This window comes from Pusillimonas sp. (assembly GCF_029263785.1).
In the GTDB taxonomy this organism is placed as follows: Bacteria; Pseudomonadota; Gammaproteobacteria; order Burkholderiales; family Burkholderiaceae_B; genus Pusillimonas.
Map to the genome: position 1 here is coordinate 1 of NZ_JAJUFE010000031.1, position 25,223 is coordinate 25,223.

Below are 25,223 nucleotides of genomic sequence, written 5' to 3' on the forward strand. Positions count from 1 at the left end.
CATTGCCACGGCACACACACCGAAGAGCAAATGCAGCGTTTCCGCGAGCGGCAAAAACAAGTCGAGCTGGCGCGCAAGCGTCGCTCTCGCCACATCGGTGCAACGCCTCCGCCAAAGCCCAGGGTGAAGTCGCCAGCCGAAAGTTAGGGCAAGTTTCAACGTCCCTGCCTGCAGATTTTCTTTACGAGGAGCCCGCCGTGATCAGGACACCCTTTGCCCAATTGTTCGACCTGCAATACCCCGTCGTGCTCGGACCTATGGGTGGGGTGGCAGGTGGGCGCCTGGCTGCTGCGGTTTCCAATGCCGGCGGGCTGGGCATGGTGGGCGGCGGCTATGGTGAGCGTGCCTGGCTCGAGACAGAGCTGGCGCTGGTCAAGGAGTTGGCGACGCGTCCGTGGGGTGCGGGTTTCATTACCTGGAACCTGACCGAGGCGGCGCTTGAACAGGTGCTCGACGCAGGGCCGTCGGTGATGATGCTGTCATTTGGCGATCCGGGCAAGTATGCAGACAGTATCAAGGCAAGAGGTTGCCGGCTGATCTGTCAGGTTCAGGACGTTTCCGGTGCCCGTTTGGCACGCGACGCCGGAGCCGACGTCATTGTTGCTCAGGGCACTGAAGGTGGGGGCCATGGCGGTTCGCGCGCGACCATGGCACTGCTGCCTGCGGTCATGGACGCAGTGCCCGATGTTCCGGTTCTGGCCGCCGGGGGTATTGCCGACGGTCGGGGTTTGGCGGCGGCTCTGGTTATGGGGGCCCAGGGCGCGCTGATGGGTACACGTTTTTATGCCACTCGCGAAGCACTTGGCCACGATCAGGCCAAACAGCGGATTGTAGAGGGCCGGGGCGATGACACCCGGCGCACGCGGGTTTTCGACATTGTCAGGGGCTACCAATGGCCCGACGGTTATACCGGCCGCGCACTGCAAAACGCTTTCATGCGGCGCTGGGAGGGACACGAAGATGAGCTTGCCGGCAGACTCGAAACCGAACAGCCTGCGTTCTGGAAGGCCGCTCAAGATGCGGATTACGATGTAGCCATGGTATGGGCGGGCGAGGCTGTTGACCTGATTGATTCGGTACCCCCCGCTGCCGAAGTCCTGCAATCCATCTGTGCTCAGGCCGAGCAGCGCCTGCGATCGGTTCCGAGCCTGTTCGAATAACGATGCCTGATTTTCTTGATCTTCCGAAGCTCTATTCTTTCCGACGCTGTCCGTATGCAATGCGTGCCCGACTGGCGCTGGCGGTCAGTGGACAAAAATGTGAACTACGTGAGGTTGTGCTTCGCAATAAGCCGCAAGAGCTTATTCAGGCGTCTCCCAAGGCAACCGTTCCTGTACTGGTACTGCCCGATTCGACTGTGCTGGAACAGAGTCTGGATATTATGTTGTGGTCGCTACGACGGCACGATCCCGAGAACTGGCTCGCGCCAGAAACAGGCGACCTGTCAGCGATGTTGGCCCTGATTCAGGAGTGCGACGAGCAATTCAAACCCAGGCTCGACCGATATAAGTACCCCGGGCGTTTTTTGGATAAGCCTCAAGAGCAGCACAATTGGCCCCTTGACGACCCGGTGGGCTTTTCGCAGTTCAATCGCGACACGGGTGCAACGTGGCTGCATTCGCTAGAAGTGCGTTTAAACAATAGCCTGTGGCTCTCTGGGTCGCGGCGGACCTTGGCCGACATGGCCATTGCACCTTTCGTGCGTCAGTTTGCGCACGTTGACAAGGAATGGTTTGCCGCCCAGCCCTGGCCGGCACTGCAGGCCTGGCTGACCCGCTGGATGGAATCTGAATTGTTTGCGCGGGTTATGAAAAAGTACCCGCCCTGGACGCCGGATTCGCCGGGCGAGCTCTTTCCGTAAGGGCCGGAAGCATAAGCGAAGTCCGGGGCGAAATACGCGGCAAGTCCGACGCCCGGCGGGCACCGAAATAACAATGCCTGCCTTTGTTTACTCCATGCCGGGGATAACGGTGGAAAAGCCGGCGTCTACATGCGTGATCTCGCCGGTGATGCCTGCTGCCAGATCGGACATCAAAAAGGCGGCCACATTGCCGACGTCTTCAATGGTGACGTTGCGGCGCAATGGAGCGTGGGCTTCGACAAACTTCAGAATCGAGCCGAAGTCCTTGATTCCACTTGCAGCAAGGGTTTTGATCGGACCCGCCGAAATCCCGTTGGCGCGTATGCCCAGCGGGCCCAATGACGCGGCCAGATAGCGTACGGATGCTTCGAGCGAGGCCTTGGCAAGACCCATGGTGTTGTAGTTGGGAACCACTTTCTCGGCACCCAGATAGGTCAGGGTCAGAACGGAACTGTTCCTGTCTTTGAGCAGCGGCAGGGCGGCCTTGGCCAACGCAGGAAAGCTGTATGCTGAAATGTCGTGTGCAACCCGGAACCCTTCGCGAGAAAGCCCTTCAAGGAAATCACCAGCAATGGCTTCCCGGGGCGCGAACCCGATTGAGTGCACCAGACCGTCAAGGCCGTCCCACTCGTTGCCCAGTTGTTCAATGGCGGCGTCGATTGATTCATCTTCGGCAACATCGCAGGGGATGACTATCTTGCTGCCAAGATCGGAGGCAAATCCTTCGACGCGATCTTTGAAACGCTCTCCGACATAGGTGAAGGCCAGTTCGGCACCTTGCTGATGACAGGCCTGGGCAATGCCATAGGCGATGGAACGATTGGACAGCACACCTGTCACCAGGATGCGTTTGCCTTGTAAGAAACCCATATGATTGACCTTGTGGTATTTGGATGGATGTCAGCCGCGAACACCGGTGCCGGGAATGCGGATACGCTTGCCCTGGGTCAAGGTGTTGTTCGGCAGGTTGTTGAGTTTGCGCAGAGCATCGACCGAGGTGTTGTACCGTCGTGCCAGCGCAAACAAAGTGTCGCCCTTGCGTACTGTATGCGTGCGGACGTTGGGGCCCGAACCGCGCACCACCACCACGTCGCGTTTGCCTCGGGTCTGAGTGGCGGTACGTGAGGGCAGTGGAGTGTTGGCAGGCATTTCGAGCGAGGCCAGCTGTATGCCTGCGCGCGGGGGTTCCTGGGGCACGACCAGGGTCTGCGCTACTGCTCGCGTACTTTTGCTGCTTATCCCGTTAAGCGTGCGCAGTTGCTGAAGCGAAAGCCCGAATTTCTTGGCAATGGCGGCGTACGACTCCCCCCTTTTTGCCTGGTAGGTCGTCCAGCTGTTCAGCTTGTGTTTATGTGCTTCAAGGTTGGCGTTGAAGATGTCGACCTTGTCGGTGGGCAGCAGCAAGGTAGGTTTGTGTTCGGCCAGAATAATGGGCCTGTTGAACGAAGCATTGAGCGCCTTGAATTCTTCCAGAGGCATCTCGGCCAATTGCGCTGCCGTAGCCAGATCCAGGGAGGGTGGCTCGATAACGGTAGTGAAGTAAGGCTCATTGCGGATTTCGGGCAGGGTGATGCCGTAACGCTCGGGGTTCGCAATGATGTTCTTTATGGCTTGGAGCTTGGGCACATAGTTGCGCGTTTCGTCGGGCATGGCCAGCGAGATGTAGTCGGTGCGCAGCCCCTGGCCTGCATTACGTTCAACTGCCCGTTTGACGGCGCCTTCGCCCCAGTTATACGAGGCCAGGGCCAGATACCAATCGCCCTGGAAGTCGTAAAGGTAGGTCAGGTATTCAAGGGCCGCATTGGTCGATGCAACCGGATCGCGCCGCAAATCGCGCCAGGTATCTTGCTTCAGGTTGTAGTGCAGGCCGGTACTGGGAATAAATTGCCAGAGCCCCGATGCCTTGGCCCGTGAGTATGCAGTGGGGTTATAGGCACTTTCCACGAACGGCAAGAGGGCCAGTTCGCTTGGCAGGCCTCGCTCTTCAAGCTGTTCAACTATGTAATACAGGTATTTGCCGGCGCGTTCGCTCATGCGGTAAACCGATTGGGGATGCGAGGCGTAGTACGCCGTCCATTCGTCTACCAGTTCGGAGTGCAGATTGGGGATCGCAAAGCCGCGTCGAATGCGGTCCCACATGTCACGCGGAGGGTGTGTCAGATCGACGGTGCGTGAGGTATCGGCTGCATGATATGAAGTCTTGACGGGAGTGTGATTGGAAGTGCTTGCGCAACCGGCCAGTACGGCTACAAATAGCAGAATGAGGATTCGCAGGCAGTTCATGGGCTTATTTAAAGTTGTTCTTCCATTCGCGCAGACAGGCGAACACCTCTACGGCCGAATCCAGTGTTGCATTGGCATATGTCCGAGCTGAAGCGGCAACCTTTTCTTGCAGTGGGCGCAAGAAGGGGTTGGTTTCGAGCTCTTCGCCCATGGTCGACGGTACGGTGGGCAAACCTTGTTCGCGAAGCTTTGTGGCGGTTTTCCAGCGTTGTTGCAAGGCAGTATTTTCCGGCTCGACCGCGAGGGCCCAGCGCAGGTTCGACAACGTGTATTCGTGGGCACAACACACCAGGGTTTCGAGTGGCAATTCTTTGAGCTTGCTCAGTGAGTTCCACATCTGGCCCGGCGTCCCTTCGAACAGTCGCCCGCATCCCGCGGCAAACAGTGTATCACCGCAAAACACCAGCGGAGTTTCGTTATCCTTGTAGCCGAAATAAGCAATATGCCCCGCGGTGTGGCCCGGGACGTCTATCACTGACAAACGGATGCCCACACCCTCGATAAAGATTTCGTCTTCTTCCTTGAGGCGGACATCACACGCCGGCAAGGTTTCACTCAAGGGTCCGTAAACTGTAGCGCCCGTCAACGCCTTGAGTGTTTCGACGCCACCGACATGGTCGGGGTGATGGTGTGTGAGTAGAATGGCGTCCAGCGTTAGCTGGTATTCTTTGAGGAATGCCTCGATCGGCTCGGACTGCCCCGGGTCAACGACCAGCGCGCGACCGTCTTTACTAAGTACCCAAATGTAGTTATCGCTGAAAGCCGGTACCGGTGTCAGCGTGCTGGTAGTGTTTGCCATGTTGTTTCCACCTTAACGCAAGGAGCTCATGTGTCTGTTTCTTTGGGCCCGCCCCTGGCCGTCGAGCTTGCACAGTGGCTGACCACACCGGTTGGCCAATACGTGCAAGACTGGGAACAGAAAAAAATCGATGGCATGGTAGCCAACGTGTTCGGTTACCATGCCATGCAGATTGGCCAGCCCCAATGGGATCTGCTGCAAGCCAATCGAATTCCGAACAAGGATCGAACGCACTCGTGCTGGGACGATGCCCGGCCCGGCTGCCAGTCGGTAGCTCTGTATGCCGAGCCCGAGTACCTGCCCCTGGAAAGCCAGAGTATCGACCTGCTGATATTACCCCATGTCCTGGAGTGTTCCAATAGTCCTCACCAGGTATTGCGTGAGGCCGAAAGAGTATTGGTACCCGAGGGAAAGGTGGTGATCTCGGGGTTCAACCCCTGGAGCCTGTGGGGGGCGCACGACCGCGTCCCCGGGCTGGATCCGATCGTTCCGGTTCCGGCGCACATGCAGGTTTCGCTCGGCCGCCTCAAAGATTGGTTCAAATTGCTGACTCTGGAGGCCGATCGGGGGCATTTCGGTTGTTATGTTCCGCCATGCGATAGCGCCAAGTGGCTGGCTCGCTGGTCGTTCATGGAATCCGCCGGTGACCGCTGGTGGCCGGTGTGCGGTGCGGTCTATGTGGTATCGGCAGTAAAGCGGGTGGCAGGTGTCCGGCTGATTGAGCCGGCCTGGAAAGACAAGAAAAGGCGTATGCGCCGGGCGGCCGTCGTGGCAGGTTCGCCGTTTAGTCGTGAACAGAACCGCAAGCACAATTGATCAATCAAACATGAGTAGCAAGACTGTAGAGATTTGGACGGACGGCGCATGCAAGGGCAACCCGGGCTGGGGGGGATGGGGCGCACTGCTTCGTCAGGGGCGGCATCAAAAAGAGATATATGGAGGGGAACCCGACACCACCAATAATCGAATGGAACTTCTGGCGGTCATCAAGGCCTTGGAGGCCTTGAAGCGTCCCTGCGACGTCATCGTCCACACCGATTCACAATATGTTCAGAAGGGGATGAGCGAGTGGCTCGTCAACTGGAAGCGCCGCAACTGGCGCACCGCTGACAAGAAACCCGTCAAGAATGCAGACCTCTGGCAAGAGCTCGACGAACTTGTCGGACGCCACAGGGTCACATGGAGGTGGGTGCGTGGGCACGCCGGCGATCCGGGCAACGAGGCGGCTGACCGCTTGGCCAACCTGGGCGTTGAGCAAGCCCGCAGTCTCGCAAGTCAGTGATCAAGCGGCACTGTTACTGATTTTCTTCCGCTAAATGGTCAGCCTGCGCTACTATCTGCGACGGTAAGATACAGATTGTCATTTACATGAGAGCAAATACACTGGGTTGGATCGTCGCACTGGGCGTGGGGGTGGCGATTGGAATTGCCGCAGCAGGATGGTGGGCCAAGAAGCAGGCGGCTCCTGCCGTCAATAGTGCGGCAGCGTCGTCGCCCGGCCCATCCGGGCGACCACTTGCCGGCATACGCGTTGAAGTGGCGCCGGTCCGGCTCGATGCCATGCCCCGCAGCGTTTCCGCGGTTGGCACTCTGCGGTCCCGCGACTCGGTTGTGTTGCGGTCTGAAATTACGGGTCGCATCACCGAAATAAATATCGAAGAGGGCGGCAAGGTAAAGAAGGGCCAGGTGGTATTGCGTCTGGATGACAGCGTCGCCAAAGCTCAGCTGCAGCAGGCCGAAGCAAACCTGGCGCTGGCTGTCAGCCATGATCGACGAGCGGGCGAGCTGACTCGCCAGGGCTTTATCAGCAAGCAGGCACGGGACGAGGCGGCCAGTCAGTTGCAGGTGCAACGCGCTGCCGTTGCCCTGGCAAAGGCGCAGCTGCAGAAGACCACTATCGTTGCTCCCTTCGATGGTCTGATCGGGCTGCGCAATGTGTCGGTTGGCGATTATGTGGGCCCGGGCGATGCCCTCGTACCCATCGAATCCGTCGACCCCCTGCAGGTCGATTTTCGCATCCCCGAACATTATTTGCCTCTGGTGCAGCCCGGCCTGAAGCTGCTGCTGAGTTTTGACGCGTTTCCAGGGCAGGTTCGCGAAGGTGTCGTTGGGGCAGTCAGCCCGGCGGTCGACGTAGGCGGCCGCTCCTTGTTGTTGCGGGCCAATGTCGCCAATGCAGACGACATGCTGCGCCCGGGCCTGTTCGCACGTGTCGAACTGCGCTTTGCCGACGACAAGGTGCTGACGGTTCCCGAAACGGCATTGGTGCCTTCGGGTGAAGACCGTTTCGTCTATCGGGTGGTCGGCGACAAGGTCGAGCGGGTGTCCGTACGAATCGGGCAGCGCCGCTCGGGCCGTGTCGAGATTGTCTCGGGCCTGAATGAGGGTGACGAGATTGTGGTGGCGGGCCTGCAGAAAATATCCGACGGCGCTGTTGTAGTCGTGGATCGGCCAGCGGGTCTTTCGGAGTCCTGAGCGCGCTATGGTCCTGTCCGAAGTCTGCATCAAACGCCCAGTATTTGCCACCGTCCTGTCGCTGGTCATTGTCCTTATAGGCCTGATCTCGTATCAGCGATTGACGGTTCGCGAGTATCCGGCCATCGACGAGCCGGTGGTCTCGGTACGAACCGATTACAAGGGGGCGTCACCCGAGGTGATCGAATCGCAGGTCACCAAGCCGCTTGAAGATCAGTTGGCCGGAATGGAAGGCGTCGATGTCATGACATCGCGCAGCCGTTCCGAACGCAGCTTCATCAATATCAAATTCAATATGGATCGCGATCCCGACGCCGCCGCTGCTGATGTGCGCGATAAGGTGGCGCGAGCGCGGCGATTCCTTCCGGACGAGATTGACGAGCCCATTATCAGCAAGGTCGAGGCCGACTCGAATCCCGTGATCTTTCTGGCGGTCAATGCCGGCAACATGAACACAATGGAGGCGTCGGATTACATCACGCGTTACGTTAAGACAAGACTCTCCGTCCTTCCTGGTGCGGCCGAAGTCCGGATCTACGGCGAGCGACTGCCGTCCATGCGCATTTATGTGGATCGCGCCAAGTTGGCCGCCTACCGCTTGACGGTGCAAGATGTTGAAAACGCGTTGCGCTCTCAGAACGTGATGATTCCGGCTGGCCGGATTGAGTCCGAAATGCGCGAGTTTTCGGTGGTATCCACGACCGACCTCCAGACAGTAGAGCAGTTCAAAGATGTCATTGTGGCGAATGTTCAGGGGTATTCGGTTCGCATGGCAGATGTCGCCGATGTGCAGATCGGGCCGGCCGATGAGCGGATTCAGGCCCGGTTCAATGGGCACGATGGCTTGCTCATTGGAATAACCAAACAGTCCACGGCCAATCCGCTTGACCTGTCGAAGGCCATGGTGAAGGAAGTCGCCCTGATCAACGAGGGCCTGCCCGAGGGCATGAGCCTGGATATTGCCTATGACAGTTCGGTCTTCATCCAGGAGTCGATCAAGTCGGTGTACTACACCATTGGCGAAGCCATCGTTCTGGTGATACTGGTTATTTTCTTTTTCCTGCGCAGCGTGCGCGCCAGCCTGATCCCCATTGTCACGATCCCCGTGTCGCTTATCGGTGCCTTTGGCATCATGTATTTCATGGGGTTTTCGATCAACACCCTTACATTGCTGTCCATGGTGCTGGCCATCGGCCTGGTTGTGGATGACGCGATTGTCGTTCTCGAGAACGTCTATCGTCATATAGAAGAGGGCAAGAGTCGCCTCGAGGCGGCGTTCATCGGCTCAAAGGAAATCGGCTTCGCCATTGTGGCTATGACGCTGACCCTGGTGACTGTGTACGCGCCGCTGGCGTTTGCAACAGGACGTACGGGACGCCTGTTTATCGAATTTGCCCTGACGCTGGCCGGGGCGGTGCTGGTATCGGGCTTTGTGGCCCTGACCCTCACCCCCATGATGTGCGCGACCGTTTTGCGCCACCAGAAAAGCCATGGGCGCATTTATTCGTTTATCGAGAACTTGCTTGTCGGGCTGACCGTACGATACGAAAACAGTCTCAAACTGGCGCTTCGGCACCGGGCCATTGTGCTTGTGCTGGGTCTGATCGTCGCCTTGGGCAGTGTCGTATTGTTCAAGACCGTCAAAAGCGAACTGGCGCCGGTCGAAGATCGGGGTGTCATCTACGGCATCGTCACCGCACCCGACGGCGCGACCCTGGATTACACACTCGAAAGCATGAGGCGTATCGAAGCCATGTACGCCAAGATACCAGAGGCGTCGGGCAACCAGACTGTTATCGGATTTCCGACAGTGGTCGACGGCTTTGCCATCTTGCGCCTTAAACATTGGAATGAGCGTGAAAAATCCCAGCAGGAAATCGCGGCTGAACTGCGGCCTCACTTCAACGCCTTGCCAGGTGTTCGGGCCTTTCCCAGTAATCCGGCCTCGCTGGGGCAGCGCGCCACTTCCAAGCCGGTTGAGTTTGTGATTCTCAGTCAGGCCTCGTACCCCGAACTGGCGCGTCTGACCGATGCATTCATGGCCCGACTGGAAGAATATCCCGGCCTGCAAAACATTGAATCTGATTTGCGCCTGAATACGCCCGAACTGCAGGTTCAGGTCAATCGCGATAAGCTGGCCGATGTCGGGATTGACGTCGGGACGGTGGGTCGCACACTTGAGTCCATGTTGGGGGGGCGTCAGGTTACGCGGTACCGCGACGGGGGCGAGCAGTACGACGTCATTGTCCAGGTGAAGAAAGAAGACCGGTCGGACCCCAAGGACATTTCGGATATTTACGTGCGCACTGGCGACGGCGGAATGGTGCAACTTTCCAATTTTCTGGATGTAAACGAAAGTGTTTCGCCTCAGTCGCTCAACCACTTCAACCGTTTGAGGGCGGTGAAAATTCAGGCGGCTGTTGCGCCAGGCTTCGCACTGGGCGAGGTGCTGGAGCACATGCAGCAGGTGGCTGTTGAAATGCTGCCCGACACGGTTCAGACCGACCTGGATGGCCAATCGCGCGAGTTCCGCGATTCCTCAGGCAATATATATCTGGTATTTGTGATGGCGCTGGTGTTCATCTACCTGGTGCTGGCGGCCCAGTTCGAGAGCTGGCGAAACCCGCTGATCATCATGCTTTCGGTGCCATTATCCATGACTGGTGCGTTATTGGCCCTGATGCTGTCGGGCGGGTCGTTGTCCATCTACAGCCAGATCGGCCTGATTACCCTGGTGGGGCTGATTACCAAGCACGGCATCCTGATTGTTGAGTTTGCGACTCAGCTACGTGCCGAAGGGCTCGATAAAATAGAAGCAGTGCTTCGAGCGAGCGTGCTGCGCCTGCGTCCCATACTTATGACCACCGGGGCTATGGTGCTGGGCGTGCTGCCCCTGGCCTATGCCAGCGGTGCTGGCGCTGAATCCCGTCAGCAAATTGGTTGGGTTCTGGTCGGCGGCCTTTGCCTGGGAACGGTACTGACATTGTACGTAGTACCTGTAGCCTATACGTTGATCGCGGGCAAGGTGCGGCGTTAGGAGTCGTGTTCTACAATCACAGCGGGCCGCAAAAAAGGCGGCCTTCGCTTTTTGGATTTCTGAGCCGGGGTTGGCCGGCACGGCCGGCCGCCACCGCTTACAGGAAGAGCTTTTCTCATGCGCCAAATTATTCTCGATACTGAAACCACAGGCCTGGATCCGGCGCTGGGCCACCGCATCGTTGAAATCGGCTGCGTGGAAATCGTCAATCGAAGCATTACCGGAAATCACCTGCACCTTTACCTGAACCCGGACCGCGACAGCGATCCCGAGGCCCTGGCAGTGCATGGTCTCACGACCGAATTTTTGTCGCAGCACCCCCGTTTTGCAGAAGTCGCCCATCACATTTGTGACTTTGTGCAGGGTGCCGAGGTCATTATTCACAATGCTGCGTTCGACCTCAAGTTCCTGAACGCCGAGCTGGCCAGCGTGGGCCGTCCGTCGTTCGATACCCTGTGCGGCAAGGTGATCGACTCCTTGCTTCATGCGCGTGAATTGCATCCGGGCAAGCGCAACTCCCTCGACGCCTTATGCGAGCGCTACGGAATCTCGAACGCGCATCGAACCTTGCACGGAGCGCTGCTTGACTCCGAGCTGTTGGCCGAGGTGTGGCTTGCCATGACACGCGGCCAAGATGCGTTGATCATGGATTTTGGAGCGCGCGACAGTCAGGACAGCAGCGGCATGCCGCTGCAGCAGTTTGATGCGTCAGTGCTAAAGGTAGTGCCCGCGAATCCAGAAGAGCTTGCGGCCCATGAAGCCTATCTGGACGGCCTGGAGAAGGCAGCCGGCGAGCCTTGTGTCTGGCGTGCAAGCATGGTCGAAGATTCCGTTGCCGGCTAGAGCATTTCATATCTTTCCGAAGCTGTACTGACGCCATTTGACGGCTTCGCGTCCTTTTGCGGTCAAGTTCGACACCGCCCTGACAATCCCTTTCAGAAGATAAGGTCACAGGCCAGGTGGGGCGCCCCATCGGGAGGGCCTGTCGCTTGCGCTGCGGTGCCCGGATAGTGCCTGAAATTGTTAGGGTTCTATCCTTATATGTTGGAAATGAAGCACAGCTAAGAGGGCAAAAATCTCTCTCAATATAGTGAAATAAAGGGTTTTCGAGTAATTGACACTATGCTGACGATCTTCTATATTAATTGTTAGGTACCTATTAATATAAGAGGAGACATCTGTGTACGACCCGCTATCCAAGGCAGGTTCGTTGATACGTCGGCTTCATCAGATATCGCTTCGCATATTTAACGAAGGTATCCAGCCGTATGTCCTGACCACCGTTCAGTTCGGCACGCTGCAGGTAATTTCCGACAGGCCGGGCATCGATCAGATTTCCCTGGCCCAGGCGGCAGATATCGACCGCACTACAGTCATGCGCGTTCTGCAGCGTCTCGAAGAACTGAGCCTGGTGTGTCGCAAGCCCTGTTCACGAGACAAACGTATCAACCGCGTTTACATCACTGATGCGGGTCGTGAACTCATAGTGGTCATGGAGCCCTTGGCAGAGGCGACTCAGCATCGACTTCTGGAGCCATTGGAACCCGAAGAGCGCAAGGCCTTCATGCGGATGCTGACGAAACTGGTCATGACCCACTCCATTCCAACTACAACAACCACTCATAGCCATGAATGAACTTGAACTTACAGTAGCGTGCTGGGATTACGATCGCGTCCGTCCCCTGATCGACGGCAGGGTCAAGCCCGACGGCATCAAACTCAATTTTCTGAGCCTGCCTCCAGAGGACGTTTTTTTTCGGGCATTCAGGCACCTTGAGTTTGACGTCAGCGAGCTGTCGTTTTCCACGACACTCATGACTTTCTCGCGCGATGTCTGTCCGTACACTCCCATACCCGTCTTTCCTTCACGAAGCTTCCGCCATTCCTGCATCTACGTGCGTCACGGCAGTGGAATTGAAAAGCCGTCAGACCTCATCGGGCGCAGGGTCGCCATTTCTGAATATCAGGTTACCGCCGCCATGGTGGCTCGCGGCATTCTGGCCGATGAATTCGGTGTACACGCGCGCGATGTTCAGTGGGTTCAGGCCGGTCTTGAGCAGGCAGGCCGTATCGAGAAGGTGGCATGGACACCTCCTTCGGATGTAAACATCACCAAAGTACAAGACCGGTCGATCATGGACTTGTGGGATGCCGGAGAAGTCGATGCTCTTATTACTCCCCGGGCGCCGCGCCGCTTCGACCTCGATATTGAAGGCACAGGTTCAATTCAGCGGCTATTTCCGGATCATGCTGCCGATGAGGCCGAGTGGTACAGAAAAACCGGCATCTTTCCAGTGATGCATATGCTCGGCATTCGAAACGACATTCTCAAGCGAAATCCGTGGGCGGCAGTAAGCCTTTTCCGCGCCTTTACCCAAGCAAAGGATATCGCTCTGGCAGATCTCGGTCAGACGGCTGCGCTCAAGATTTCACTGCCTTTCCTGCCGGCCTATTTCAAACAGACCCAAAGCCTGTTTGGCAAGGATTTCTGGTCTTACGGCGTTCAGGCGAACCACCATACTCTGGACACGCAATTGCGATGGTCGCACGAACAAGGGTTGTCGCATCGCCGAGTGCAGGTCGAAGAACTGTTTCCTGCCTCGTGTCTGGAAGATTTCAAGGTCTGAACAACATACAGACGCATCACATACACCAAAACAACACCTGAATATGCCAGCCCCTTACTGGAGGAAGACAAAATGACAGACACCTCAACGTTGTCGAAACAGGATCCCGCGCCGCCCGAACTTCGCGCGGCATGGGAAGCCAACCGGATGGTGCCCTTGTGGGAAAGCCCGACGGCTCACAAGCTGGAAATCGAACGCGAACAACCGCACAGTTGGCCGTGGTCAGTAACCAAGCCCATCCTGCAGCGCACTGCCGAAATTCAGTCGCCCAAGGTCGTCGAGCGTCGCGTGCTTTCGCTGGTCAGTCCATTCTCAAAGCATCCCGAAGACGAGTTCACGTGTGGGACGGTGTGCGCCACAATGCAGACCTTGCTTCCAGGCGAACGTGCCCGGCCGCATCGGCATTCCATGAACGCGCTTCGCTTCGTGATGGAAGGCATGGGTGCAGCAACAATAGTCGACGGAAAGGATTGCCCGATGGAACCCGGCGATCTGATCCTGACCCCCGGCTGGTGCTGGCATGAGCACTACCATGCCGGCGAAGGCCCCACCATCTGGATGGACGTGCTCGACGTCTATCTGCACTTGTTCCTTGGCACCGACGACTTTCAGCCGGGTCCCGTGCGCGATCAGACTCCTCAATACGACGACATCGCGTTTTCCACCGCCAATATCCTGCCAGGTGTTGACGGCCATCAGCGCGAATACTCGCCCGTCTTCAGGTATCCGCGCGCCGACGCATGGAAGGCCTTGCAGAATGCGCCGGTCGGATCCGACGGCGGCAAGAAGGTTCGCTATGTCAACCCTGTCGACGGGGGCAGCGTCATGAGCACGCTCGACTGCTATTTGATGGCGCCGGTGACAGGGACCGCAACGCGCCCGTACCAGTCCACCGCCAACACCGTGTGCTGCGTCGTAGGGGGCTCCGGCTACAGCGTCATCGGAGACAAGCGTATCGACTGGAAGGCTCACGACATTTTCACCGTGCCGCAGAACCTTTGGGCAACTCACTATTCCGATGACCCCGACACTTCGATCTTCATGGTGACAGATCGCGAAGTGTACCGGCGGCTTGGACTGCTAAAAGAAAAACTCCAGGATTGACGAGAAATTTATGGGTACACCTACAGAGTTTTCTTTGCCTGCGAAGCGGGATCTTTTCTATGGCGGCCAATGGCATGAGCCGCTGGGTGGTTATGCAGTTACGCTTAATCCGGCCACGCAGGAACAGCTGGGCCCGGTTGCCCAGGCCAACACCGACGACGTCAATCAGGCCGTACTTGCAGCGCATGAGGCATTCAAGTCATGGCGTCGCACCTTGCCTATAGAGCGTGCTACGGCACTTCGCGCGCTGGCAACGCGGCTTCGCGAAAATGCCGATGAACTGGCGTGGCTTGACTCGATAAACTGCGGAAATCCCATCCGCGAGATGAAACGTGATGTGTTGAGCGCGGCAGCTCAACTGGATTACTACGCTGGATTGGTCTACGAGCTCAAGGGCGAGACACTTCCCATGGGCGAAGATGTTGTCAATTACAGTGTGCGCGAGCCGTTTGGCGTAGTTGTGCGAATTGTCGCGTATAACCATCCGCTCATGTTCCTGGCCAGCAAGCTTGCTCCGGTGATCGCGGCCGGCAACTCGGTGATCATGAAACCGCCGGTGCAGGCGCCATTGTCCGCCTATCGTCTGGCCGAACTGGCCCAAGACATCTTCCCGCCCGGTGTGCTGAATATTGTCAGCGGCGATCGTGAGTGCGGTGAAGCCCTGGTCAGGCATCCACTGGTCAGACGCGTGACGCTTATCGGCTCTACCGAGACGGGTGTAGCTGTCCTCAAGTCCAGCGCAGAGAAAATCATTCCCGTCACATTGGAACTGGGGGGCAAGAATCCTCTCATTATTTGCCCGGATGCCGACGTCGACAAGGCCACAAAAGGGGCGATCGGTGGAATGAACTTCACGTGGGCCGGACAGTCATGCGGATCCACATCCAGATGTTTCGTGCATCGCAGCCATTACGATAAATTTCTTGAGGTGCTTCCCGGTCTGATTGCAAGGGCGCACCGCTGCGGCATTCCGACTGATCCCGAAACGACCATGGGTTGCCTGATTTCCCAGGCCCAGTTCAACAAGGTCATGGATTTGATCGACTCGGCGCGCAACGAGGGGGCGCGACTCATCTGTGGTGGCGGCAGACCCAACGATCCTGCTTTGGAAAAGGGATGGTTCATCGAGCCGACTGTATTTGCCGACGTCACGCCCGACATGCGCCTGTTCCGCGAGGAGGCTTTCGGCCCCGTACTGGCAGTGATTCCCTGGGACGACGAAGACTCCTTGATCGAACAGGTTAACGCGCTCGAATATGGGCTCACGGCCTCTATCTGGTCAACCAGTCTTGTCCGCGCGCACAGGCTGGCCGCCAGGGTCGAATCCGGCTTTGTCTGGATCAACAAAGTCGGTTCGCATTTTATCGGCGCAGAATTCGGTGGATACAAGAAATCGGGAATTGGACGCGAAGAAGGGCTGTCCGAGCTGCTGTCGTACACACAAAACAAAAACATACACGTCAGCCTGGCCTAGCGCCCGGCGAAGTTTTCTTCTTTAGGAATACGAATGAGCGAGAACATTCTTAAGGCCGAACGTCTTTATGCAACGCATGCGCAAGTTATCTGCGATAACGAACTGGAAAAATGGCCCGAGTTATATACACAAGAATGCCGATACAGACTGATTTCACGGGTCAATTACGAACGGAATCTTCCGATGTGCGTGATTCTGGCAGAGAGCCGCGGCGCGCTGATAGATCGTGTCACCGCCATACGCAACACCTTGGTCTACGCACCTCGATACGTTACGCACCTGGTCTCCAATGTACGCATCGTAAAGCAGGACGCAAACCTGCTGCATACGCGCAGCCAGTTCGTTGTGTACTTCACTCAAACCGATGGCAACCCCCGCGTACAGCTCTTGGGCCGCAGCTTCGACCAGATAGATACAAGCCAGTCCGAATGGCTCTTTGCCGCGCGCGATGTGGTGTTCGATAACGAGCTTGTGCCTGGTTCGATCGTTCACCCAATCTGATAGTCAGTAGACAGAACAACAGGAGAGAGACATGGCGTCTGTCGCTATTGAATTTCAAAAGAAAACACTGGAATGGCCCACCGAGGACTGCACGCGCATTCCTAACTGGGTGTATTCCGATAAAGATAATTACCAGCTCGAGCTCGAGAAAATATTCTACGGACCGTTCTGGTCATTTATCGGACTGGACTGCGAAGTTCCCAATCCCGGCGACTACAAAAGGGCGATGGTGGGCGAGCGCCCGGTGATCATGGTGCGCGACAAGGACAATCAGATCAATGTCCTGCTGAACAGCTGCGCTCATCGCGCCGCAGAAGTATGCCTGGATAAATTCGGCTCCAACCGCGTGCTGATGTGTCCATACCATCAGTGGACCTACGACCTGAAAGGCAAGTTGATGGGTGTGCCGTTTCGCAAGGGCGCAAAAGGCATTGGTGGCTATCCGGCCGACTTTGACATGGCGGCGAACTCTCTGAAGGCACTGCGTGTCGAGGTGGTCAACGGCGCCGTGTTTGCCACCTTCGACCATAACGCGCTACCCATGAAGGATTACCTGACTGAAAAGGTATACGAGAAGTTCACCCGGGTGTTCGATGGCAGAAAGTTGAAGGTGCTGGGCTATCAGCGGCAACGCCTTCGTGGCAACTGGAAGTTGTATCCAGAAAACCTGAAGGATTCCTATCATGCAACCCTGCTGCATGTGTTCCTGATCAGCTTTGGCCTTTATCGCATGGACCAAAAAGGCAATCTCTTCAATGATGATAAAACACACGCCCATAATGTCGTGGAGTCGATCGCCACGCCTCGCGATCAGCTCAAGTCTCACGATGAGATGCGGTCTTACAAATCCAATTTTGAACTCAACGACATGCGCCCTGTCACGCCGGTCAAGGAGTTTCCGGACGACATCACTATTCAAAACCTGACGATGTTCCCTTGCTTGACGGTGCAGCAACAGCAAAACCTGCTGCAGTGTCGCAATGTGATTCCGCTGGGGCCAAACGAGTTCGAGCTTTCGTGGACTTTCTTCGGTTATGAGGACGATGACGAAGAAATGACGCTTCGCCGCACACGCCTTGCCAACCTTACTGGTGCAGCCGGCTATATTTCTGTCGATGACAACGAGGTCTTCGAACTTTCAGCATCAGGCATGCTCGCCAATCCTGACCTGAATTGCGTCGTGGAACTGGGTGGAAGTTCATCCGAGTCGCCGCAAGCGGGCGAGATGGTTTCTGAGTCGGCAATTCGCGGATTCTACGAGCTGTATCGCGAGGTCATGTACGGTCATCCTCGTCCTTAAGCCTGCACCCAGGCCGTACAAAGCCCGGAAGCCTCACAGCTTCTGGGCTTCATGTTTAAATAAAAAAAAGTCCGGGACCAGCCCGGACTCTTTGCATTGGCGTGCCGACTTATGCAGTCGCGCCGTACTCCCGCTCGAGTGAGGCCCAGCGTCGGCCGCATTCCTGTGCTCCCTGCTTGTAGGCTTCGGGCAATTGAGTGTAGGGCGGCCGGGGTGGCCCTGGATTGATCAGGCCGGCGGCCTCGAATCGCATGTGGCCGATTTGAATGCTGTAGTCCATGAAGCGGGTGAGCTCACCACCCGGGAACATCGGGGCCTCTGCCCAGATCAGCTGTTCGGTAATTTTGCGCGCCTTTTCCCAGTCGCGTGCCAGAATTGCGCGTGAGGCCGCCACAATTGGAGAGGGCGCGCAGGCGATGCCACCTGACCAGCATGCTTTCGCAAGGTCTGGATACTGTTCCGCTACGGGACACCATTCTGTTGCCAGGGGCAAAATGCGCATGCGGTCACCGACGGCTGCCAGATCATTTGGCAGGGTTGGGCCGCCGACATGTTTGGAGGCAATCACTTCTGGAATGTTGGCCAGAGCCTCGTAGGCTTCAGGAGAGATCTTGCCCTTGAAGGCGATAGGGTTGTCGTAGACAATCAGCGGCACACCGGGCAGCGCCTCTGCCAGGTCCTGGTAGTAGCGCACTATGCCGGCGTCATCCAGGGCCAGCCACATCGGTCTGCCCACAAACAATCCGTCTGCGCCGACATCCAGCAGCTTTCGTGCGCGCCGGATGGTCTCGCGGGTGTTCAATGTAGTGATACCGGCAAACACTGGTCGGGAGCGGGCATTTGTTTGCACCACGCAGCGAACGAAATCGAGATGTTCTTCTTCGAGCAGTGAGGCACCTTCTCCGAAAGTGCCATTGGTCATCAGGACATCGACACCTGCAGCGGTAACCAGTCTGACCATTTTTTCGGTCTCGGACAGGTTGATGGTCTGTGTCGCGCTCCAGTGGCTAGCATCGGCGGTTGCCGGCGTCGGCACAATGCCTACTACACCTACGATATCGTCATACGTTACTTTCATTCAATGCCCCTCCTTGTTCAATTGGCGGCTGTTGGCAATCACACACCGATGTACTGTTGGACTTGCGATGCCTGTTCTCGTAAAGCGGTGGAATCGCCTTCCCAGACGACGCGTCCTTTTTCCATGACGTAATGTCTGTCAGCGAGTCGGGAAAGCGGCCCAAGATTCTTGTCAATGACCAGCATGGCTTGCCCTTGTTCTCGTAATGTCTCAAGGCACCGCCAGATCTCGCGGCGGACCAAAGGTGCCAGACCTTCAGTCGCTTCATCCAGGACAAGTAGCAGTGGATTGGTCATCAGTGCCCGACCGATGGCAAGCATCTGTTGTTCTCCGCCTGACAGATTCGCGCCGCTATTGCGTTCGCGCTCCTTCAGGCGTGGAAACATGGTGTAAACCCGTTCGAGATCCCAGGGATCGCGGATTCCGTGGCGATTCGAGTGGGCGCAGATGAGGTTTTCGCGGACGCTGAGATTCGGGAAAATGCCCCGGCCTTCGGGTACTAGACCGATGCCGCATTGCGCGATGCGGAAGTCGGGCAGATCGGAAATGGTGAGGCCATGGAAGTCGATGCATCCCCCGCGCAAGGGAAGTTGCCCCATGATCGACCGTATGGTGGTGGTCTTGCCCATACCGTTACGCCCGATCAAGGTGATGACTTCGCCTGGATGGATTGTTAGTGATACGTCCCACAATGCCTGACTCTTGCCATATCCCGCGGCAATGCCGTTAACTTTCAACAAGGGTGCAGAACTGCTGTTCACAATAGTTCCTCCGGCTCTCCCAGATAAGCGTCCTTTACAAGCTGGCTGTTTCGTATTTCGTCAGGAAGGCCCGTGGCGATGGGGCGCCCGGCAACAAGAACGGTGACTCTGTCCGCAAGGGCGAACACGGCTTGCATATCGTGTTCAATGAGCAAAATGGTGACTTCTTTTTTGAGGCGGCCAAGCAGACGTGTCATGGACTCTGATTCAGACTGACTCATGCCGGCCAGGGGTTCGTCCAGCAACATGAGCTTTGGTTGCAAGGCGACTGCCATGGCCAGCTCGAGCTGCCTGCGCCCGCCGTGTGCCATCTCTCCGGCAGGTACATCGACCTGACCAGCCAGGTCGACGAGTTCCAGCGCTTCAAGCGCAGGTGTGGTCAGGCTCGGGTCTTTCATCGTGTCTTTCCACGAGCCGAAATGACTTCTGTTGCGGGCTTGTACGGCCATCACCACGTTCTCAAGCGCGGTCATGTCGTTGAACACCGAAGTGATCTGATATGAGCGCACCAGTCCGGCTTGCGCCCGTTTGGGCGCCTTCCATCGGGTGATGTCGTTGCCGTCGAAGACAATCGAGCCTGAGTCGGGGGCGATTTCGCCGGAAATCTGGTTGACAAGCGTGCTCTTGCCTGCACCGTTGGGTCCGATCAAGGCATGCAGTTCGCCCTTGTCGACAGTCAGGGTCGCGCGGTCGGTTGCGACAATGCCGCGGAAGCTTTTGTAAAGATCTGATATCTGAAGCAATGCGCTCATGCCCTGTTTCTCCGCTCGGGCAAGGATCCATACAGCCCTTTCTCGACCAGCATGGTTCCCAGCACCACCACAATGCCCAACACAGCCATCCAATGGTCATTGATGAACGTTGCCAGCTCCGTGGACAGGCCAAAGCTTGAATTGGCAAAGACGGCCTCGATCAGAAGGATGACAACCGCGCCCACGACCGGACCCATGACGGTTCCCATTCCGCCAAGAATGACCATCACCATGAGTTCGCCGGAGACTATCCACATCAGATAGGAGGGCGACGCGAATCTCACGAGATTGGCAAGAAGGAAACCGGCAATGACACATATCAGTGCAGATATGACGTAGGCGGCCAGCCGATATCGCATGGTGTCGTAACCCAGGGTTTGCATGCGCTGATGATTTGAGTGGCAGCCCCGGATGACGCGGCCGAAGCGAGCCTTGACCATGCGCGCGGTGAACAGCAGGGTGGCGACAAGAATCGCAAACGACAGATAGTAGAAGACGGTGCTGTTCTCGATGTTGAGGCCGCCAAAGGCGCTGCGCGCTGCAATGGGCAATCCGTCGTCGCCACCATAGTCGTCCAGCGTGACGACCAAAAAATAGAACATCTGAGCGAAAGCCAGGGTGATCATGATGAACGCCATGCCTTTTGTGCGCAGGCAGATCAGCCCCAGCACGCAAGCCAAGGCACCGCCTACACCCAGTGCAACCAGCAACTGTATCCAGCCGTTGCCGATCCCGTGATGGGCGCAGATGCCCACAGCGTAGGCGCCCAGCCCGAGATACAGGGCGTGGCCGAGACTGATCATGCCCCCATAACCCAGCGCGATGTTGAGGCCTGCCGCGGCAAGCGCCATGATAAGGATCCGGGTGGCGTAGGTGATGAAGTAGCTTTCGCCGATCAGGTGAGCGACGATTGGCAGGACAGCGAACGAGAGCATCAGTGCTCCGCCCACCAATGCGCGAAGATTCAATTGGTTATTCATGTTATCCGTGCTTCACTGGAAACAAGCCTTCGGGTTTGAGGGCCAGGACGGCGGCCATGACCAGATAGATCAATACCGATGCAATGGCTGCGCTTAGTGTTTGCGCTTGCAGAGGTTCCATGAACCCGCGAAGCAGCACGGGCAAGAACACGCGCCCAACGGTGTCAACCAGGCCAACAATGATGGCGCCGTAAAACGCGCCGCGTACCGAGCCGATTCCTCCCGTGACAATCACGACCAGAGTCATGATCAGAATGGGTTCGCCCATACCCGCTTGTACCGATGTAAACGGGGCCGCCATCAGGCCGGCTAATCCGGCCAGAGCCGCACCCAATCCCACGACTCCCGCATTCAGCCGACGGATGTTGATGCCCAGTGACGCAATCATCGTGGCATTCGATGCCCCGGCCCGTATCAGAATGCCGATGCGGGTCCGGTGAATCAGGATGTAGAGGAGCAGGCCGACACAGAGGCCTGTTACGATGATCGCAAAGCGATACACCGGATAACGCAGGCCGAACAGCTGGACGGTTCCTTGCAGAAACTCGGGGATGGACGTAGACATCGCGCCCGATCCCCAAATCATTCTGACTACTTCATTGAAGAACAGAATCAGGCCGACGGTGGCCAGCACCTGGTACAAGTGGTCTCTTTTGTATAGCTTGCGGAATATGATCCGCTCGAGAATCAATCCCACCACCAGGGTGCCGGCCACGCCAACCACCACGGCCCATAGAAACGAGCCAGTGCTGTTCAACGTGGCGGCTGAAAAGTAAGCGCCCAGCATGAAGAGCGAGCCATGCATCAAGTTGACGAAGCTCATGATGCCCAGCACCAGTGTCAGACCCGCAGACATCAAAAAAAGCAAGATACCCAGCTGCAGTCCGTTCAACAGCTGTAAAGCGACTAAAGGGAACGACATGTAGGCTCCGAGGCATCAGGACATATTGCACTGCGAGGCGAACGGATCCACTGCGTCTACCATTGGTGTGCTGATAAGTGACTGGTTGACCCGGCCCTTGGCATCCCGCTTGATCTCGAGGATGTGAAAGTCCTGGATGGGGAACTGGTTGTTGCCAAATCGGAACTTGCCTCGCACTGTCTTGAAATCGGCTTCCTTGAGCGCAGCGCGGAAGGCTTCCTTGTCGTCGAGCTTGCCGTTGACCTTGGCGATGGCCGAGTCAATCAGAAGGGCAGCGTCGTAGCCTTGCGCAGCCATCATGGTGGGAATACGCCCGTATTTCTTTTCGAAGCCTTCCACAAATGTGCGATTGCTTTCGTTGTCCATGTCGTATGCCCAGGTGCTGCCAGTGATGAAGCCCAGGGCCGCATCGCCCAATGCGGGAAGGTTTGTTCCGTCCAGTGCGCCAAGCGCCATGAGCGGTATGTTGTCTCCCAGCCCGGATTGCCGGTATTGACGAACAAAGTTGATTCCAAGACCACCGGGGTAGAACACGAAGACCGCATCGGGCTTCGAAGCGGACAGCTGAAGCAGCTCGGCCGAGAAATCCTGCTGAGACATCGGAGTGTAGATTTCGTCGACGATGGTTCCGGAGTAGTTGTCCTTGAAGATGGACAGGAAGTTCTTGCCGGTGGCGTAGTTCGGCCCCATCAGGCTGACCCGCTTATAACCTTGCTGATCGGCGTACTTTGACAGTACAGCCACGTGTGGCACGGGCTGCCAGGACACAACGAATACGAAGGGAGAACACTCTTCCCCTGCCATGGCGTTGCTCGATCCGTTGGAAGCGATCACGAAGACTTCATTGGCAATGGCTACCTTGCTGGCCGCCACGGCTGTAGGGGTGAATGTCAGGCCGGTAATGAGATCGACGTTATCGCGCTCGATGAGCTTTTGGGTTACCTGGACTGCAATCTCTGGCTTTAGCTGGCTGTCTTCACGTAGAACCTCTACCGGGAAACCGCCAAGCTTTCCTCCTCTTTGCTCGATCAGGAGCATGAGGGCGTCATATTGATCTTGTCCTAGCGCCGCCTGAGGCCCCGAAAGCTCGGCGACAAAGCCAATTTTGATGGGTTTTTCTTCGGCGGCGACGGCAGCAGTGCAGATGGAGCTGGATGCCAGCAACAGGGCGGCGGCGAGTTTTTGCAGTCGGGGGATCATGTCTCTCTCCATTTATTCGTACGACAACTTGACGAATTTTTATTAGGTACCTAGTATTATTTGCAAGCGGGGATTTTCTGTCAATCCCTTTTTCAAAAGCGCCGTTATTTTTCTGACAGGCGCTTTCTATGGCGAAAAAGTGGATAAACAACTACAATCAGGGGACCCGTTTCGGGTTTGAAAAGGGCCTTTGTTTTGTGAAGGACCCGAACGAGTTCGTTGCAATAAAAGGTCAAATCTTTCGTACCTTCGGTAATTTTTTATTAGGTACCAATCTAAATTTATGTCCGCACACACTGAACCTTCTACTTTCGATTCTGAGCTGGACGACAGCATGGGCTTCCTCATTGCGGACACCGGGCGTGCCGTCAAGCGTGCCTTGTACCTGCGCATTGCACAGCACGATATTCGTGGAGGACACTGGTATTGCTTGCGCACCTTGTTCCAGCAAGATGGCATCACGCAAAGAGAGCTCAGCGAGCGACTGGGCATCAAGGGCTCGTCCACGGTCGAGATGCTGCGCGCGATGGAACTCGAAAACCTGGTTTACCGTGAGCGCGACGCCGAAGACAAACGCAAGGTTCGCGTTTACCTGACTGATCACGCACGTTCGCTGCAGCCGCTGCTGACTCAGATCCTCAAGGAACTGCGCGAGCTGATGATCAGCAATATGTCCAAGACCGAAGAGACTCTTCTCAAGCTTCTTCTTCGTCAGTTACGACAGACACTTGAAAATGACAGCAACATGAGAGCGTCGGCATTATCGCAAGGCGACGCTTCTGTCATCGATACGGATTCGGATAGCGATACATGGCTTGGGTCCAAAGCTATCCGGTCCGCCAGAAATCCAGGCACAAGCAAGCGCTGATAATCAGCGCCCGCCTGCTTATCCAGCCTTGATGACTTCGGGGAATTTGTCCGTGGTCAGTGGGTCGCCTTCCTGAAGCCTGTCGTCATACATCTTGCCATCCAGGCCGGGGCGAGGATAGTAGACGATGTCATCGCCGATCCACCGGGTCGACAAGGCGCGGCGAATTTGCGTGCGCGTACGGTTGCCGCTGGCGCCATGTACGGCCATCCCCTGATGGATCAGGCAGTCTCCGGGGTTGAGATCCCAGCTGAGAAACTCATACTTGTCGCGCATGGAATCAAAGTCTGGTACCGGTATGCCGTGCTTGGCATCCTTGAAGGGGTTTCCGTTCGAGCCGCTGAATGCCGCCGGGCGATACTCTTCTTCCCACAGGTGTGACCCTTTGATGTATTCGAGCCCGCTCGACTCGCGAGTGACCGGATCAAGGGCAAGCCAGATCGAACATACCTGTCTTCCCTTGATCGGCCAGAATGGCTGGTCGTGGTGCCATGCGGTCGGGGTTTCCGTGCCTGGCTCCTTTACGAAAATCTGATCAAAATACAAGCGAACGCTATTGCTGCGCATCAGTCGTTGCGCGATTGAAGCTGCCGGCGACTCGAAGGCGAAATCACGCATGTCGGGGTCGGTAGGCCAGAGCACCCAGTCCACCGTAAATTTTGTGGAGCGGTTCAAATACTTTCCGACGGCTTGTCGCATGCGTTCGACCCAATACTCGTCGAACAGGCCGCGCAGGCAGATCGCGCCATCTGTTTCGTAGCGTTTGATATCTTCTTCAGTGATGGTCTCTAGTGTCGTAACCATTTTGCTTTCTCCTTAAACCATCGGACATTGCTTGGCGAAGGGATCTTCGCGGTCTTTGAAGGGTGTTGTAAGGATGGAGCGATACGCCCGACCCTTGTCGTCCTTCGCAATTTGCAGAATGTGGTAATCCTGAATCGGGAAGTGATTATTGTTGAAGCGGAATGAGCCGCGCACCGACGGGAAGTCTGCCGCTTTCAGAGCTGCGCGGACAGCATCTTTGTCGTCAAGGTTGCCTTTGACCTTGGTAATGGCCGAATCGATAAGCTGGGCTGCGTCATAGCTGTAGGCGGCGAACATCGTTGGAATCCGGCCGTACTTTTCTTCGAATGCCTTGACGAAAGCCTTGTTTTGCGGGTTGTCTGAGTCGGGTGCCCAGGAAGCGGCAGTGATGAATCCA

The 25,223-nt window shown here is 56.7% G+C and carries 25 protein-coding genes; 14 read left to right on the forward strand and 11 right to left on the reverse strand.

Translation table 11 applies throughout. The features are described from left to right. The first annotated feature begins 197 nt into the window (after nucleotides 1-197). Together Q1J88_RS08730 and Q1J88_RS08735 are read left to right on the forward strand one after the other, a co-directional pair. Entirely contained in the window at nucleotides 198-1,160 is a 963-nt protein-coding gene (locus Q1J88_RS08730; protein WP_301117247.1) for a nitronate monooxygenase, read from the forward strand. A gap of 2 nt (nucleotides 1,161-1,162) precedes the next feature. Next, nucleotides 1,163-1,861 (forward strand): glutathione S-transferase, encoded by a 699-nt coding sequence (locus tag Q1J88_RS08735; RefSeq protein WP_301117248.1) that lies wholly within the window; start codon nucleotides 1,163-1,165, stop codon nucleotides 1,859-1,861. An 87-nt stretch (nucleotides 1,862-1,948) separates the two neighbouring features. Here the strand turns inward: Q1J88_RS08735 and fabI are convergent, their stop codons facing one another. From fabI to gloB, 3 genes are read right to left on the reverse strand one after another with little or no spacing between them, the layout of a single operon-like run. Next, nucleotides 1,949-2,731, reverse strand: coding sequence for an enoyl-ACP reductase FabI (gene fabI / locus Q1J88_RS08740; RefSeq protein ID WP_301117249.1), 783 nt, complete (start codon nucleotides 2,729-2,731; stop codon nucleotides 1,949-1,951). Between the two features lie 30 nt (nucleotides 2,732-2,761). Continuing rightward, the gene (locus Q1J88_RS08745) at nucleotides 2,762-4,144 is read right to left on the reverse strand and encodes a transglycosylase SLT domain-containing protein (RefSeq protein WP_301117250.1); all 1,383 of its coding nucleotides are present in this window, start codon (nucleotides 4,142-4,144) and stop codon (nucleotides 2,762-2,764) included. A 4-nt stretch (nucleotides 4,145-4,148) separates the two neighbouring features. Beyond that, nucleotides 4,149-4,943: a hydroxyacylglutathione hydrolase gene (gloB, locus tag Q1J88_RS08750; RefSeq protein WP_301117251.1), complete on the reverse strand. Its 795-nt coding sequence runs from the start codon at nucleotides 4,941-4,943 to the stop codon at nucleotides 4,149-4,151. 30 nt (nucleotides 4,944-4,973) lie between these two features. On the opposite strand from gloB, the gene Q1J88_RS08755 reads away from it, so the two are divergent. The 11 genes from Q1J88_RS08755 (at nucleotide 4,974) to Q1J88_RS08805 (ending at nucleotide 17,461) form a co-directional block, all read left to right on the forward strand. Next, the gene (locus Q1J88_RS08755) at nucleotides 4,974-5,759 is read left to right on the forward strand and encodes a methyltransferase domain-containing protein (RefSeq protein ID WP_301117252.1); all 786 of its coding nucleotides are present in this window, start codon (nucleotides 4,974-4,976) and stop codon (nucleotides 5,757-5,759) included. 10 nt (nucleotides 5,760-5,769) lie between these two features. Beyond that, nucleotides 5,770-6,225, forward strand: coding sequence for a ribonuclease HI (rnhA, locus tag Q1J88_RS08760; RefSeq protein ID WP_301117253.1), 456 nt, complete (start codon nucleotides 5,770-5,772; stop codon nucleotides 6,223-6,225). An 86-nt stretch (nucleotides 6,226-6,311) separates the two neighbouring features. Continuing rightward, on the forward strand, nucleotides 6,312-7,418 hold the full coding sequence (locus tag Q1J88_RS08765; RefSeq protein WP_301117254.1) for an efflux RND transporter periplasmic adaptor subunit: 1,107 nt from the start codon (nucleotides 6,312-6,314) through the stop codon (nucleotides 7,416-7,418). Nucleotides 7,419-7,425: 7 nt separating this feature from the next. Beyond that, nucleotides 7,426-10,455, forward strand: a complete 3,030-nt coding sequence (locus tag Q1J88_RS08770; RefSeq protein ID WP_301117255.1) for an efflux RND transporter permease subunit — start codon at nucleotides 7,426-7,428, stop codon at nucleotides 10,453-10,455. Nucleotides 10,456-10,572: 117 nt separating this feature from the next. After that, entirely contained in the window at nucleotides 10,573-11,298 is a 726-nt protein-coding gene (gene dnaQ, locus Q1J88_RS08775) for a DNA polymerase III subunit epsilon (protein WP_301117256.1), read from the forward strand. Between the two features lie 337 nt (nucleotides 11,299-11,635). Continuing rightward, nucleotides 11,636-12,091 (forward strand): MarR family winged helix-turn-helix transcriptional regulator, encoded by a 456-nt coding sequence (locus Q1J88_RS08780; protein ID WP_301117257.1) that lies wholly within the window; start codon nucleotides 11,636-11,638, stop codon nucleotides 12,089-12,091. Continuing rightward, entirely contained in the window at nucleotides 12,084-13,082 is a 999-nt protein-coding gene (locus Q1J88_RS08785) for an ABC transporter substrate-binding protein (RefSeq protein ID WP_301117258.1), read from the forward strand. The genes Q1J88_RS08780 and Q1J88_RS08785 overlap by 8 nt, the downstream gene beginning before the upstream one ends. Before the next feature lie 72 nt (nucleotides 13,083-13,154). Further along, on the forward strand, nucleotides 13,155-14,186 hold the full coding sequence (locus Q1J88_RS08790) for a cupin domain-containing protein (protein ID WP_301117259.1): 1,032 nt from the start codon (nucleotides 13,155-13,157) through the stop codon (nucleotides 14,184-14,186). A 10-nt stretch (nucleotides 14,187-14,196) separates the two neighbouring features. Beyond that, nucleotides 14,197-15,660, forward strand: coding sequence for an aldehyde dehydrogenase family protein (locus Q1J88_RS08795; protein ID WP_301117260.1), 1,464 nt, complete (start codon nucleotides 14,197-14,199; stop codon nucleotides 15,658-15,660). Between the two features lie 33 nt (nucleotides 15,661-15,693). Then, nucleotides 15,694-16,161, forward strand: coding sequence for an aromatic-ring-hydroxylating dioxygenase subunit beta (locus Q1J88_RS08800; protein WP_301117261.1), 468 nt, complete (start codon nucleotides 15,694-15,696; stop codon nucleotides 16,159-16,161). 31 nt (nucleotides 16,162-16,192) lie between these two features. After that, on the forward strand, nucleotides 16,193-17,461 hold the full coding sequence (locus Q1J88_RS08805; RefSeq protein ID WP_301117262.1) for a Rieske 2Fe-2S domain-containing protein: 1,269 nt from the start codon (nucleotides 16,193-16,195) through the stop codon (nucleotides 17,459-17,461). A 109-nt stretch (nucleotides 17,462-17,570) separates the two neighbouring features. Here the strand turns inward: Q1J88_RS08805 and Q1J88_RS08810 are convergent, their stop codons facing one another. The 6 genes from Q1J88_RS08810 to Q1J88_RS08835 are packed head-to-tail and all read right to left on the reverse strand — an operon-like array spanning nucleotide 17,571 to nucleotide 23,154. Further along, entirely contained in the window at nucleotides 17,571-18,539 is a 969-nt protein-coding gene (locus Q1J88_RS08810) for a dihydrodipicolinate synthase family protein (RefSeq protein ID WP_301117263.1), read from the reverse strand. A 38-nt stretch (nucleotides 18,540-18,577) separates the two neighbouring features. After that, complete coding sequence (locus Q1J88_RS08815) at nucleotides 18,578-19,300, reverse strand: ABC transporter ATP-binding protein (protein WP_301117264.1); 723 nt, start codon at nucleotides 19,298-19,300, stop codon at nucleotides 18,578-18,580. Further along, the gene (locus Q1J88_RS08820; RefSeq protein WP_301117265.1) at nucleotides 19,297-20,052 is read right to left on the reverse strand and encodes an ABC transporter ATP-binding protein; all 756 of its coding nucleotides are present in this window, start codon (nucleotides 20,050-20,052) and stop codon (nucleotides 19,297-19,299) included. The genes Q1J88_RS08815 and Q1J88_RS08820 overlap by 4 nt, the downstream gene beginning before the upstream one ends. Continuing rightward, complete coding sequence (locus Q1J88_RS08825; protein WP_301117266.1) at nucleotides 20,049-21,032, reverse strand: branched-chain amino acid ABC transporter permease; 984 nt, start codon at nucleotides 21,030-21,032, stop codon at nucleotides 20,049-20,051. The genes Q1J88_RS08820 and Q1J88_RS08825 overlap by 4 nt, the downstream gene beginning before the upstream one ends. Before the next feature lies 1 nt (nucleotide 21,033). Beyond that, on the reverse strand, nucleotides 21,034-21,954 hold the full coding sequence (locus Q1J88_RS08830) for a branched-chain amino acid ABC transporter permease (protein ID WP_301117267.1): 921 nt from the start codon (nucleotides 21,952-21,954) through the stop codon (nucleotides 21,034-21,036). A 15-nt stretch (nucleotides 21,955-21,969) separates the two neighbouring features. Beyond that, nucleotides 21,970-23,154, reverse strand: coding sequence for an ABC transporter substrate-binding protein (locus Q1J88_RS08835; RefSeq protein ID WP_301117268.1), 1,185 nt, complete (start codon nucleotides 23,152-23,154; stop codon nucleotides 21,970-21,972). A gap of 283 nt (nucleotides 23,155-23,437) precedes the next feature. Between Q1J88_RS08835 and Q1J88_RS08840 the strand changes: the two genes are divergently transcribed. After that, on the forward strand, nucleotides 23,438-24,022 hold the full coding sequence (locus Q1J88_RS08840; RefSeq protein WP_301117269.1) for a MarR family transcriptional regulator: 585 nt from the start codon (nucleotides 23,438-23,440) through the stop codon (nucleotides 24,020-24,022). Nucleotides 24,023-24,040: 18 nt separating this feature from the next. Here the strand turns inward: Q1J88_RS08840 and Q1J88_RS08845 are convergent, their stop codons facing one another. Together Q1J88_RS08845 and Q1J88_RS08850 are read right to left on the reverse strand one after the other, a co-directional pair. Continuing rightward, complete coding sequence (locus Q1J88_RS08845; RefSeq protein ID WP_301117270.1) at nucleotides 24,041-24,826, reverse strand: phytanoyl-CoA dioxygenase family protein; 786 nt, start codon at nucleotides 24,824-24,826, stop codon at nucleotides 24,041-24,043. 12 nt (nucleotides 24,827-24,838) lie between these two features. After that, the coding region (locus Q1J88_RS08850) for an ABC transporter substrate-binding protein (protein ID WP_301117271.1) at nucleotides 24,839-25,223 on the reverse strand (385 nt) is incomplete at its 5' end.

Bases quoted from the DNA above. Each gene is read 5' to 3' on its own strand.
- Q1J88_RS08840 (WP_301117269.1), top strand. From the start codon at position 23,438: ATGTCCGCACACACTGAACCTTCTACTTTCGATTCTGAGCTGGACGAC.
- Q1J88_RS08735 (WP_301117248.1), top strand. From the start codon at position 1,163: ATGCCTGATTTTCTTGATCTTCCGAAGCTCTATTCTTTCCGACGCTGT.
- Q1J88_RS08845 (WP_301117270.1), bottom strand. From the start codon at position 24,826: ATGGTTACGACACTAGAGACCATCACTGAAGAAGATATCAAACGCTAC.
- Q1J88_RS08830 (WP_301117267.1), bottom strand. From the start codon at position 21,954: ATGTCGTTCCCTTTAGTCGCTTTACAGCTGTTGAACGGACTGCAGCTG.
- fabI (WP_301117249.1), bottom strand. From the start codon at position 2,731: ATGGGTTTCTTACAAGGCAAACGCATCCTGGTGACAGGTGTGCTGTCC.
- Q1J88_RS08790 (WP_301117259.1), top strand. From the start codon at position 13,155: ATGACAGACACCTCAACGTTGTCGAAACAGGATCCCGCGCCGCCCGAA.
- Q1J88_RS08825 (WP_301117266.1), bottom strand. From the start codon at position 21,032: ATGAATAACCAATTGAATCTTCGCGCATTGGTGGGCGGAGCACTGATG.
- Q1J88_RS08810 (WP_301117263.1), bottom strand. From the start codon at position 18,539: ATGAAAGTAACGTATGACGATATCGTAGGTGTAGTAGGCATTGTGCCG.
- Q1J88_RS08785 (WP_301117258.1), top strand. From the start codon at position 12,084: ATGAATGAACTTGAACTTACAGTAGCGTGCTGGGATTACGATCGCGTC.
- gloB (WP_301117251.1), bottom strand. From the start codon at position 4,943: ATGGCAAACACTACCAGCACGCTGACACCGGTACCGGCTTTCAGCGAT.
- rnhA (WP_301117253.1), top strand. From the start codon at position 5,770: ATGAGTAGCAAGACTGTAGAGATTTGGACGGACGGCGCATGCAAGGGC.
- Q1J88_RS08835 (WP_301117268.1), bottom strand. From the start codon at position 23,154: ATGATCCCCCGACTGCAAAAACTCGCCGCCGCCCTGTTGCTGGCATCC.
- dnaQ (WP_301117256.1), top strand. From the start codon at position 10,573: ATGCGCCAAATTATTCTCGATACTGAAACCACAGGCCTGGATCCGGCG.
- Q1J88_RS08745 (WP_301117250.1), bottom strand. From the start codon at position 4,144: ATGAACTGCCTGCGAATCCTCATTCTGCTATTTGTAGCCGTACTGGCC.
- Q1J88_RS08765 (WP_301117254.1), top strand. From the start codon at position 6,312: ATGAGAGCAAATACACTGGGTTGGATCGTCGCACTGGGCGTGGGGGTG.
- Q1J88_RS08820 (WP_301117265.1), bottom strand. From the start codon at position 20,052: ATGAGCGCATTGCTTCAGATATCAGATCTTTACAAAAGCTTCCGCGGC.
- Q1J88_RS08795 (WP_301117260.1), top strand. From the start codon at position 14,197: ATGGGTACACCTACAGAGTTTTCTTTGCCTGCGAAGCGGGATCTTTTC.
- Q1J88_RS08800 (WP_301117261.1), top strand. From the start codon at position 15,694: ATGAGCGAGAACATTCTTAAGGCCGAACGTCTTTATGCAACGCATGCG.
- Q1J88_RS08770 (WP_301117255.1), top strand. From the start codon at position 7,426: ATGGTCCTGTCCGAAGTCTGCATCAAACGCCCAGTATTTGCCACCGTC.
- Q1J88_RS08805 (WP_301117262.1), top strand. From the start codon at position 16,193: ATGGCGTCTGTCGCTATTGAATTTCAAAAGAAAACACTGGAATGGCCC.